Below are 12,013 nucleotides of genomic sequence, written 5' to 3' on the forward strand. Positions count from 1 at the left end.
TGTCGATTTTGAGTTAATATGATGGATGTGGCAGATAAACGGGGCATATCAACTGATATTGAAAAACTCTCATCACTTCTTGGTGTACCGGTTGTGCCCATAGTTACCAGGAACGGTAAAAATGGAGTAAAAAACACAATATATGGTGACGGATTTGAGAACTTACGACTCTTGAGTAATATATTATGTGTGGTGTTAACTTAAGAAAACTTATGACTTACGAGCTAAGGAATTGATTTTGAATAACTTGCCCATTCACCTACCCCCCAGCCACATCCTACAGACTTGAGAGGGGGAGTTTTGGTAAGTTAAATAAACAGAATTAATAAGTTACAGGAGTGAAAAAAATGTTTGACTCAATTTTTGTTGTTATAATTATTGGTGCAGCAGTTATCCACTGCACCATCTATCTTAAAAAGGTGTTTTCAGGTGAAAAGCAGTCCGGTTGTAATTCACTTGAGTGCCGAAATTGTAGTTGCAGCTCCGGCATTATTGATTCTGTTACCAATATCCAAAATCGGTGATGTTGAACAAAAAGGTCTCAAATCCTGGTATAAAGCTGAGTTTTGCCCATATTTTAGTTGACACTCCATTTTGTTGGCAAAACTCCATTTCAGGTATGCTTATATCCAGAGTTGAAGAGAGAGTGGATTCAATTTCTTTTTCTGCTGGTTTTCCTGGCAGCAAATCCGTTAGTTGAAAATAGAGATTCCCGTTAACAGATGTTAAGATAAAAGTCGCCTGAAAGTAAGCAGTATCGCCATATTCATTTTGCCATGAAAGTGAAGGAACATGCAGCGATAAATTGGGTGTGATGTAGGTATATCCGGAGTTTTCAGCATCGGAACAACTAAAATCATTATTCTTGCTGCAAAATTCAACAGATTCTGTATCAAAATCAAGAGGGTTTATGGTAAGTATTTTGTTGACTTCATAAACCCCTAAAATTGGAGTATCAAAATCATACCATCCGTTTTTAGGTCCCTGGCTTCCCATGTTTACGTGAACATAGAATATGTTGTCCACAACCCTTATACCGTCAATTACAACAGCATGACCAATATCTGGATGGTCAAGGTATAGCATTACAGGTCTGCATGACTCAATTTCACTTGAAATAATGTCTTTCAATACTTCCATGGAAGATGATGACAAAGTAAAAATTTCGACATCGCAGGAGTAGTGTTTTTCAAGTTCTTCAGCCCTTTCTGAAGATGATATCATGTATGTTCCAGTATTGAAGTTTTTCTGTATGACAAGTGATGTATAATAAACATATCTTGCAACTTCGTTAATGGATTCATCATCTGTCAAATCATCAAATTCGTTTACAAACAGATCCCAGTCAAACTGATACTCATCAAGATTTTCATTTAATGAGTATCCTGTCGTAGTATCGTATGTTATACTTCCAAAGGGCTGTAATCTGTAATAATAGAGTATCTGGGCAATTGCAGTTGACCAGCATCCGCATCTGTAGTTATCAGGGGTAAATCGTGCATATTCATCCCGTTGTCCCCATCTTGTTTTGACAAGATAAGGGGTATCTGTCATGTCAATATCGACATTGATTTGGTATATCTTGTCACTACTCGTCTCAAGAGACCAGAGGCTTTTGCCGTCAAAAGCAAGTCCATATGGACTTTTTTCTGGAGAATCCATTGATCTTAACACCACACCTGACATAGTCATTTCAACAATTTTTCCTGAATCCCTGCCAGCTATCCAGAGATGATTCCCGTTGAAAGCCAGTCCATATGGGGATTTAACAGGGGAGTCAATTTTCTGGAGAATATTTCCTGACTTATCAAGTTTATATATTTTGTTAATCTCGCTGTCGCAGTGCCAGATAAAGGCTCCATCATGGGTAACTCCCCTTGGATATGTCCCCGGGGTTGCAAAAGAGCTAATAACATTACCGTTTTTATCAAGTTGATAGATAAGATCCGTACTGCTTTCAGAAAGCCACAGTGAGTTACCGTTATGGGTAAGGCATTTAGGATTGTCTCCAGGTGAAGGAAAAGATGATAAAACATGGCCTGATTGATCAATTTTGAATATCAGATCTGTTTTTGTATCAACAAACCAGAAATACTCTCCATCAACTGCAATTCCGGCAGACGATGAATAAGGAAGTTCAATTACGGTTCCGATGATCGGTTCCCCTGCCCATACATGCGAGATAAATATTGTTGTATATGTAATTAATATTTTTAAAACGAATAAAGCAATTTTTTTTAATAATTTCATTATGTTATCCTATGTTTATATGTTTTATGGTTCTTTTTTTACCGTGAAAATGAGTATCCTTTTTAGATTTGGGGGTGATTGATACGTAGTCAATCATGCCTGTTTACCATGGAAATATAGCTTTCTATAACCAACATGGCGGTTCACCGTCACAATCGAAGTGTTGAAAGTCGTTATAAAAACAGATATTTGCGGGGACTTTCATATAAAAATTATTTTATTTTTTGGTATGCTTCATTTCCCAGTTTACACTTTCTGGAGAAAAAACTCTGGGTAGCGGAAATCTCTCACAAAAAAGTGTAAAGTACCTTTGGAGTCATATGAAGGACGCCTATTTTTTGGTCAAAAAAATTAATCCAGATAACAGATAGTTAGACCTTTGCATTATCAATTTAATTATCTGGAATACTATAGATATAAATTTCTATATTCGGGGGTGGCTGACTTCCAGCCATGATCGTTTAGGTAGTTATTGAATTTGTTAGATTCAAGGAACAATCTTAACCGATGTCAAATCAAGCTCCCAGATAAACTGTGACATGTCTTGATATCTTAAAATAAAAGATAAAGGCATATCGTTGAAAAGAAGCCTTGGTACAGAGATATCAAAATCAGTTAAAAGTTCGGCACAGGATGATGAGCATAAAACATCGTCACGGCTTTCAAAATCAAGTTTGTAGAAGAGACCGGAATTGTCGGAAATATCAAGTTCAAACATGACTTCCATGCATTGATCACCTAATTTAACACACGGAAGTCTGATATGAAATGCATCAGAACTTGCAACAGCAGATGCATCTCCCTGATTTTGGATAATGCCTTGGGAAGTGGTTAAAGGCAAAGATATGCTTCCCTGTTTATCTTCAGCAAAAACGGCAATTTTGTATTTTCCTTTTGCAGTAAAACCATTGTATGTTCCCTGAAAATTGTTTCCGCCCATGGATAAAAGCTCAACAGAAGGAAGTTCAGTAACAGGGTTGTCAGGATTTCCGGAAAGAAGATCAGGAGGAGTAATAACCGCCCACACACGAAGAATTCCGTCTGCATCAATTACGTTGTTTGCAGAAATAGTTGCAGAAGTTTCTCCATTTAGATTTTGGGGAATAAAAGATATTGAGTCGATTGCAGGAATATCCCCTGCTGATACTGTTCCCCTGCCAATTGATATTTTCCTTGCAGCAAGGCCGTCGTAATCCTCGTTTGCAATTCCGTTTCCGTTATCATCAATAAGAGGGGACTGGCTTGTGTAGGTAAATTGAATGGCGTTTCTGGTTGAGAGAAAGGCATCCATTAGATTCATGCCGTTTCCAATGGCGCTCCAGAACTGGTACGAGAAAGATAATGTTCCGTTATTTGTAAAATATGCGTTTTCATCATTTTCGGAACTTGTAATGATAACAGGATGATTTCCTGATGCAGAGTCAGTTGATGCAAGAAGGGGAATAAAGCTTCCTGAGCGGCAGGCATCATAAATCAGGATTGTGCTGCCGGATATGCTGCTGTGTGCTGTTTTAAAAAAGCCTGCAAAATCAGAAGCAGCCATAAGCTCAAGTTCCCCAAGCCTGAACTGCTCATCCCCTCCGTGGTCAATCATGAAAACTACAAGGTTTTCAGCTCTTTTTGCCCATGATTCAAGAGCGTATTTGATGTTTGTTATAGAAGGCTCTCCATCAACATCATCGGCAAGGGAGTTTCCGTCAAGATCAAGATCCATGTCCCAAGATAGAAAATAGATATTCTCCTTTGTAAATCCCTGATAGAGAAGAGTCCTGTAAGCCATATTTGCACATATCTGTGTCGCATCCCACAGTGTATTGCCCTGGTAGGGTCCGCCTCCTGCAACAATGATTGCCATATCTTCTGTTGATGTAATCTCTTGGTTTTCTGAAAAAACCTGAACCCTGCTGTTACCAGATTCGGTGACAAAAAGCCGGTCCTCCTGATCAAAGGTTATTCCTCTTATAACAGAAAATTTTCCAGGGGCAGAACCCTGCTCTCCAAATGTCTCTTTCCAGAAGCCTTTATTGTCAAACCGTTGCAACCTGTTGTTTCCAGTATCTGCCACCCATATATCACCTGATTGATCAACAGCAACATCTGCCGGAGGTGTACCATTAGCAGTGCTGAAACGGCCATTGTTTGTTCCCTCTCCTCCCCAGAAAACAACTCTGTTACCCTGAAGGTCATATCCTGCAACCATGGGGATATTATCAATAATGCCAATAATATATATTGTTCCGTCAGGGGCGATATCCATACCTGTTATCACATTATTGCCTGTGTCATTGTGATAAGCTTCATCAGTATTGCCAACATCAAATGAAGTAATAACTTCACCATCTTTTGTTATCTGATATATAATGTCATGAATTTGATCAGCAACATAGAGATGATCGTTGAAAAAAACTATGTCCACAAAATCAACAAAGTCGTTGTCATCTCCTGGTTTATAACCGGTTTTGATTTCAATTGTTGACGCAAGAGAGCCGTTTGAAGCATATTTTTCTACAATACCATAGACTTCAGAATCGGTTCTTGTGACAGATTGACCAGTAACATATATAAAGCCATCACTATCCACTGCAACACTTTTGACAGGATGCTGTGAAAAAAATTCATAGTAAAATTTGCCGCTCTTTTCAAAGATCTGTACCCTTTTGTTTGAAGAGTCTGCCACATATACCCTGTTGTCAGGGCCTATTACAATTTTTTCAGGGTTGATAAACTGACCAGACCCGCTTCCTGAACATCCAATGGCAAATTGAAATTTTTCCTCGTTATCAAGTTTCTGGATTCTTTGGTTTCCTGAATCAGTTGCATATATATTGCCTTCACTGTCCATGGTTATTGTGCGGACATTAACAAATTGACCTTCGGCAATTCCTTCTGAACCAATGGTTCTTATAAATGAGCCATTTTTTGAAAATACCTGGATACGATCACCATGATAGCTTGTCATATAGACATTATTAGCTGCATCAACATGTAAGGCGTGGTTCCTGATCCCGAGAGCGGAATAATTGGCTTCATAGAGATTCATGTCCACTTCCCATTTATCCAGAAGAGTTCCATCTGGAGTGAAACGCTGGACAGGATAGATGGTTCTTAGTTCCGAATCATAATACCCACCTCCGATAAGGGCAAGAATGTTACCGTCAGGTTCAACAGCAACATCCATTATTTCGCCGTATGTCCATGTTTTCATCTCTTCTGTCTGCCATCTTGTTATGAAATTATCATTGATATCAAATTTATAGATCCACTGAATATGAATTTTGTCTTCTTCATCATTTGCTGAATCAGGATCGGTTATATAAATATTTCCGTTTTCATCAACAGCCATGCCCCTTGGAGCGTTGAATTTACTATTAGTATCTCCCCATTTATCAATTGTTTTGACCCATTTTCCATCAAGGGTAAATTTCTGAATTCTACTTGATTCTGTTTCTGTGACATGATCATATCCATAGTCAGATACATAAATATATCCGTTGGGGTGATATACAATTGAAACAATGCCCTTAAATAAAAATTCTCCATCTGCTGTACCATAGCTTCCCCATGAGGTTATCCATTTTCCATCGGACGAAAATTTTTGTATGGTGTAGTTTCCTGCATCAAGTATGTAGATATTTCCTTTGTTATCAACAGCGACATCCTCTGGTTCATGGAGACATGGCTTTAAATTCTGTGGCCACATGGTCTCAAATGAGAGCGAATCCTGCTCCAAAGCTATGGCAGGAAGTGGCAGGAAAAAAGTCAGTAATAAAAGAACTGTAATTTTTTTTAACATCTCTCCTCCTTTTTTAAAAAATCAGGGAATAATTTTAACGGACGTCAAATCAAGCTCCCAGACAAACTGTGATTGATCATTTTTATACCTAAAAATAAAAGATAGAGGAATATCGTTGAAAATAAGCCTTGGTACAGAGATATTTAAATCAGGTAGAAGTTCAGCGCATACGGATGAACATAAAACATCGTCAAGGCTTTGAAAATCCAGTATGTAGAAAAGACCGGAACTCTTTGATACATCAAGTTCAAACATGGCTTCCATGCACTGATCACCGATTTTAACGCATGGAAGTCTGATATGAAATGCATCAGAACTTGCAACAGCAGATGCATCTCCCTGATTTTGGATAATGCCTTGGGACGTGGTTAAAGGCAGGGATATGTTTCCAAGTTTATCTTCAGCATAAACTGCAATTTTGTATTTTCCTTTTGCTGTAAAACCCTTGTATGTTCCTTGAAAACTGTTTCCCCCAATGGGCAAAAGCTCCACAGAGGGAAGTTCAGTAACAGGGTTGTCAGGGTTTCCGGAAAGAAGATCAGGCGGAGATATAACCGCCCATACCCTTAAAATTCCGTCAGCATCTATTACATTGTTTGCGTAAAGGGTTGATGATGTCTCTCCTTCCAGATTTTGAGGCATAAAAGATATTGATTGAATTGCAGGAAAATCACCTGCTGATATTGTCCCCTTGCCAATTGATATCTCCCTTGCAGCAAGCCCTTCATAATCCTCGTTGGCAATTCCGTTTCCGTTATCATCAATAAGCGGAGACTGGCTTGTGTAGGTAAATTGAATTGCGTTTCTGGTTGAAAGAAAGGCATCCATCAGATTCATGCCGTTCCCTATGGCGCTCCAGAACTGATATGAGAAGGATAGTGTTCCGTTATTTGTGAAATATGCATTCTGATCATCTTTAGAGCTTGTTATGATAATGGGGGGGTTTTCACCTGAATATGCAAGGGATGGTAGAAAACTTCCGGAACGGCAGGCATCATAAATCAGGATTGTGTTTCCAGATATGCTGCTGTGTGCTGTTGTAAACCAGCCTGCAAAATCAGATGCACTCATGAGCTCAAGTTCCCCCAGCCTGAACTGTTCATCTCCACCGTGATCAATCATGAAAACAACAAGGCTTTTTGCCCCTTTTGCCCATGTTTCAAGGGTTGATTTCAGGTTTGTTGTAGAAGGTTCTCCATCAACATCATCGGCAAGGGAGTTTCCGTCAAGATCAAGACCTGTATCCCAGGATAGGTATTGTATCATCTCTTTTGTATATCCTTGATAAATAAGGGTTCTGTATGCCATGTTGGCGCACATCTGGGTGGCATCCCATAGTGTATTTCCTTGATATGGGCCTCCTCCTGCAACAATAATTGCAATGTTTTTGCCCTGTGCATCATTCTGCGGGTTGTCATCGGGATCTGTCCCTGGGTCATCGTCAGGATCATCACCAGGATCATCCGGTTCACCTTCTGTACTGAAAACCTGAACTCTGCTTGTTCCTGATTCGGTTGTATAGAGAAGACCGTCGCTGTCAAATGCAATTCCCTTTATTCCTGAAAAACTTCCAGGAGTTGTTCCCCTCTCTCCGTATGAAGCAATCCAGTTACCATTTGAATCAAATTTCTGGATACGGGAATTTCCGGAGTCCACCACCCAGACAAAACCCTGTGGGTCAACTGCCACATCAGTGGGGTTTATGAAAAAACCGTTTTGAATTCCCCTGCTCCCCCAGTGAAGCTGATAATTTCCATTTAAGTCAAATTTCTGGACGGTGGCGAGTTCCTCACCGCAGGTAGCATCCGGGTTCTCCAACACTTCTGGGCAATCCTTTATTACCGGTTCATACCATGCATAATCAATCACATAAACAGAGCCATCTGTTACTTTTAATCCAAATATCTCTGTAAATTCTCCCATATAGTACCCGCTGTTATTCCATTGTTTTACCAAGTCACCATCAGTTGTTATCTTGAAAATTCTTCCGGTTTTTCCGCCAGCCAAGTCTCCTTTATCTGCAACATAAAGATAATTATCCGGCCCAAAATCAATATCCACGGGCTTTGTAAAAGAAAAACCGCCAACAGAATCCCATTGGGTTATGTAAATCCCATCGGCAGTATATTTTTTAATTATTTTTTCCCATTCATGAATAGTATAGACATATCCGTCGTCATCTACAGCCATTGACACTACATAATTTTCAGTGGGGATTTCAGCAACAGGTAAACCGTTTTTTTCATAAATTTGAATTCTTTCATTATTTGAATCTGCAACATAAACCCTTTCATCATGGCCTATAAGGATCTTTTCAGGGTTATTGAATAATCCATTTTCATTCCCTGAACACCCAATACTGAATATAAAATCTCCTTGGGATGTCAATTTCTGGATGCGCTGATTGTCGGAATCTGCCACATAGAGATTTCCTTCCTGATCAAGGGTAATGCCGTGAACCTGGTTAAATTGTCCTTCGCCAATTCCATTTCCACCGAAACGTTTAATAATTTCGCTATTTTTTGAGAAAATATTAATATAGTATCCACAAATTTCACTTATATAAATATTATTATTTTTATCTACACAGATTCCGTCAAAACCTTTATTAAAAAATTTTTCCTGGAGGCCATTGATTGCGGATTGCTCCAATAATGCACCTTCTGAAGAGAATCTTTGAACAACAGGATAGTTATCTCCTGTGTCAACAAGTACCAGTATATTTCCATCTGGTTCAACGGCAACATCAATAATTTTGGAATCACTCCATGTATCATCCTCTAAAATTTCCCAGCTTTTTATAAAGTTGTCTTCGGCGTTGAACTTGTATATTCGGTTATTCTTATTTTCACCGTCATTAACACGTATAACAGCAACATAGAGATAGCCATCCTTGTCCGTAGTAACGGCAACGGGTGTATTAAATGGGGGATCTTCTTCTTCAAGCGGGGTATTCCCCTCCTTCCATTCGCTTAAAGATTTAATCCACTTACCAGACAGTGTAAACTTTTGAATCCGATTGACCTGACCGGCGGATTCATTATATCCATTGTCTGAAACATAAATATAGCCTTCAGGATGGAATGCTATGCTTTTCGGGTCAACGAACTGGTTATTGCCACTTCCCAGGCTTCCCCATGATGTAATAAAATTGCGGTTTGGGGTAAATTTCTGGATGCGATAGTTGCCTGTATCAAGAACATAGATATTTCCATCATAATCAACAGCAATATCCATCGGGGTGTTGAGACACCATGAATCCGATATCTGTGGCCATGATCTTATGTGGGTAAGGGAATTTTCCTGTGATGCGAGGGTGAGAGGAGCAAGGAGAAAGATAAGTGAGATCAGAAGGCAAAGTAAAGAAAACAGATTCGCTAATTTACTGCATAAGTAGAGGAATGATTTATAAAGGAGTGAGTTGATGAACGACATGTTATTATTATTTTTGATCATAAGTAACCCTCCTGAAGTTGTGGGATGGGGGATGATCAACTTCTCATCTCTCACCGTCCTGTATTATTAAGAACTCAAAATCGACACCTATGATCTTGTAAGCCTTGTCAACACTGTCTGAATCAGGATTCCCAAGATTAACAGGATAAGGCAGGATTATCTATCCTGAGCATCCTATCCATCCTGGTTATCCTGGTTCAGACAACTGCAATAACTTCTAAAAAAGCAATAAGATGTCGATTTTGAGTAAGAATCCAATCCTCCATTAGAATCATGATTAAGAAACCTCCGTTACAATCATGATTGTGGAACTTCTGTCAGAATCATAAATATCTGTTCAAGATCGGCACGATCCGCTCTTGCTTTTTGGGTAAGCTCTTCCACTGTGCCCTCTGCAATTAGCTTTCCCTTGTGTATTACACCAATGCGGTTACAGACATCCTGTGCAATCTGAAGGGTATGGGTGGACATGAAGACAGTTGTTCCTCCTGCCGCAAGCTCTTTTAACAGAATTTTGACCATCCGTATGGCAGAAGGGTCAAGTCCAACCATTGGTTCATCAACAACAACAAGCTCAGGGTCGTGGAAAAGGGCGGCACACATGATAAGGCGCTGTTTCATGCCGTGGGAAAATGATTCTATTAATTCATCTGCCCAGTCAAGGAGGGAAAATCGTTTCAACTCTGCCTCTGCTTTAGTGATAAAATCATTTTGCGGGACATTGAAAAGATCTGCTGTAAACTTTAGAAATTCCATGGCAGTGAGTTTTTCGTATATATATGGCCTGTCAGGTATGTACCCGATTTTTTGTTTAGCCTTTTCAGGATATTTGAGCATATCGGTGCCGCAAACGGTTATGCTGCCTGATGTAGGAGAAAGAAGCCCTGCCATCATGCTTATTGTGGTGGTTTTGCCGGCTCCGTTGGGGCCGATGAAACCAAAAATTTCTCCCTGGGGGATGGTGAGAGTCAAATCGTTAACCGCTGTTATTTTGCCATATTTTTTAGTAAGGTTTCTGATCTCAATCAATTATTTCAAGCTCCACTTTTCCCATCATTCCCAGAAGATCCAGTTGCAAATCCTGGGAACCTGATGAAAATGTTATATGCGTTACATCTGCCGGTATCTGGTTGAACAGCGAATCAACTGTTATCCATTGCTCCACAAAGACAAGATTCCATGCATGGTAGTAAAAGCGGCCATTGAGATATACAAGACCTGCCTCAATCTTTGCCGGAATGCCGGCGGCACGGCAAAACGCTGCAAAAAGTGCAGCATGTTCATTGCAGTCCCCCATGCGGTTCTCAAGTGTGGAAAGGGCATTGGGCATTGAAAGTACAGGCTGCCGCTTGATGTTCTGCTGAATCCATGCCACAAATTTTTTCACTTTTTCAAGTGGGGGATCACTTTGCTTTACAATCCGTTCAGCTATGTTTTTTATCTTTGGGTGGTCAGACTGGATAAAGGTATCAGCATCCCTGAACATGGGGTCAATCCCTTGAACTGCTTCAGAAAAAGCTTTTTCTGAAAATTGGTCATTTATAATGAACTCTTTTGTTATTGTAAGAGTACCATTTTCCCATTTCTGTCTTCCCTGGTTTAGTGAAAATACACCACCTTCAATGAGATCGTCAATATTTCTAATTTTTACTTTCAGTTGATCAAGCTTTTCGGGGTTTTCAAAAGTTTTGTTGGATGCAACAGATGCCAGGCGTGTAAGATCTTCGCTTGATTCTAAGGGAAGTCCGTCAAGGGCGCCTTCTCTGTCTGTTTTGACAAGCGTGATTCCAAGCATCCCCTGCTCTTTTATTACATTTCCGGCTTCATCAAGCCATGCAAACTGTTTTGACCCTCTGAATCTGAGTAATATTTTTCTGGTTTTTACCTCATTTCCATCATGTATTATATTCTCTTCTCCAAGAACCTTTATTTCAGCAGGGGCCTGTCCAAGGGTTGAAGGGTCAAATACAAATATTATCATCTCCTGCCCCTCCTCAAGTCCGGATGCTACCACAGCCTGGGTTATTCCGGATGCAAGATAGGGGCGGTTTTCAAGGGGAATTTTTGTGGAGCCGTCAGAAAGATATAAAACATTGTTTTTAATTTCGCCTTTAAGGGAAAAATCAAAACTGCCCGAGGCAATCTCAAAATCAAATGATTTAAAGGCAAAGTCCATACCGGTTGTACTCACCGACTTTACCCTGATCTCCTGTGTCATGCCCATTGTATTTATGTTCATGACAGTCTCTTCTTGAATCCGGTACTCTTCTCCTATTGTTTCAAGGATACGGCGGGTAAAGCCGATTTTTCTGCCGTTCTGGAAAACGTTCATCCATGATTCACCTGCTTCAAGTGGTTTTGCCTGCCAGGCATCCGGGCTTGTGATTCCCCTGAAGGTACCATTGAAAAAAATAACCCTGTATCCCAAAAGTACACTGAAAACAAGAAGTGCTGCAAAGGCACTCCATCTGAATTTTTTTGTATCATAAAGCGTCATCGTAAACCCTCATATCT

The 12,013-nt window shown here is 39.8% G+C and carries 7 protein-coding genes; 2 read left to right on the forward strand and 5 right to left on the reverse strand.

Annotation, left to right across the window (positions count from 1 at the left end; genetic code table 11):
- The first annotated feature begins 18 nt into the window (after positions 1 to 18).
- On the forward strand, positions 19 to 204 hold the full coding sequence (locus MTBBW1_RS20395) for a FeoB small GTPase domain-containing protein (protein ID WP_245809491.1): 186 nt from the start codon (positions 19 to 21) through the stop codon (positions 202 to 204).
- Between the two features lie 143 nt (positions 205 to 347).
- Positions 348 to 524, forward strand: coding sequence for a hypothetical protein (locus tag MTBBW1_RS28595; RefSeq protein ID WP_186441560.1), 177 nt, complete (start codon positions 348 to 350; stop codon positions 522 to 524).
- Here MTBBW1_RS28595 and MTBBW1_RS20400 read toward each other — a convergent pair.
- From MTBBW1_RS20400 to MTBBW1_RS20420, 5 genes are all read right to left on the reverse strand, one after another.
- Positions 502 to 2,250 (reverse strand): C10 family peptidase, encoded by a 1,749-nt coding sequence (locus MTBBW1_RS20400; protein ID WP_080806599.1) that lies wholly within the window; start codon positions 2,248 to 2,250, stop codon positions 502 to 504. The genes MTBBW1_RS28595 and MTBBW1_RS20400 overlap by 23 nt on opposite strands.
- Before the next feature lie 487 nt (positions 2,251 to 2,737).
- Complete coding sequence (locus MTBBW1_RS20405; protein WP_080806601.1) at positions 2,738 to 6,043, reverse strand: C13 family peptidase; 3,306 nt, start codon at positions 6,041 to 6,043, stop codon at positions 2,738 to 2,740.
- 21 nt (positions 6,044 to 6,064) lie between these two features.
- Positions 6,065 to 9,499, reverse strand: coding sequence for a C13 family peptidase (locus tag MTBBW1_RS20410; RefSeq protein WP_080806603.1), 3,435 nt, complete (start codon positions 9,497 to 9,499; stop codon positions 6,065 to 6,067).
- 297 nt (positions 9,500 to 9,796) lie between these two features.
- Positions 9,797 to 10,528 (reverse strand): ABC transporter ATP-binding protein, encoded by a 732-nt coding sequence (locus MTBBW1_RS20415; protein ID WP_080806605.1) that lies wholly within the window; start codon positions 10,526 to 10,528, stop codon positions 9,797 to 9,799.
- Positions 10,521 to 11,996, reverse strand: coding sequence for a transglutaminase-like domain-containing protein (locus tag MTBBW1_RS20420; protein WP_080806607.1), 1,476 nt, complete (start codon positions 11,994 to 11,996; stop codon positions 10,521 to 10,523). Before MTBBW1_RS20420 ends, MTBBW1_RS20415 begins: the two co-directional genes overlap by 8 nt.
- Positions 11,997 to 12,013: the final 17 nt, after the last annotated feature.

This window comes from Desulfamplus magnetovallimortis, assembly GCF_900170035.1.
GTDB lineage: Bacteria > Desulfobacterota > Desulfobacteria > Desulfobacterales > Desulfobacteraceae > Desulfamplus > Desulfamplus magnetovallimortis.

Bases quoted from the DNA above. Each gene is read 5' to 3' on its own strand.
- MTBBW1_RS28595 (WP_186441560.1), top strand. From the start codon at position 348: ATGTTTGACTCAATTTTTGTTGTTATAATTATTGGTGCAGCAGTTATC.
- MTBBW1_RS20400 (WP_080806599.1), bottom strand. From the start codon at position 2,250: ATGAAATTATTAAAAAAAATTGCTTTATTCGTTTTAAAAATATTAATT.
- MTBBW1_RS20395 (WP_245809491.1), top strand. From the start codon at position 19: ATGATGGATGTGGCAGATAAACGGGGCATATCAACTGATATTGAAAAA.
- MTBBW1_RS20410 (WP_080806603.1), bottom strand. From the start codon at position 9,499: ATGATCAAAAATAATAATAACATGTCGTTCATCAACTCACTCCTTTAT.
- MTBBW1_RS20405 (WP_080806601.1), bottom strand. From the start codon at position 6,043: ATGTTAAAAAAAATTACAGTTCTTTTATTACTGACTTTTTTCCTGCCA.
- MTBBW1_RS20420 (WP_080806607.1), bottom strand. From the start codon at position 11,996: ATGACGCTTTATGATACAAAAAAATTCAGATGGAGTGCCTTTGCAGCA.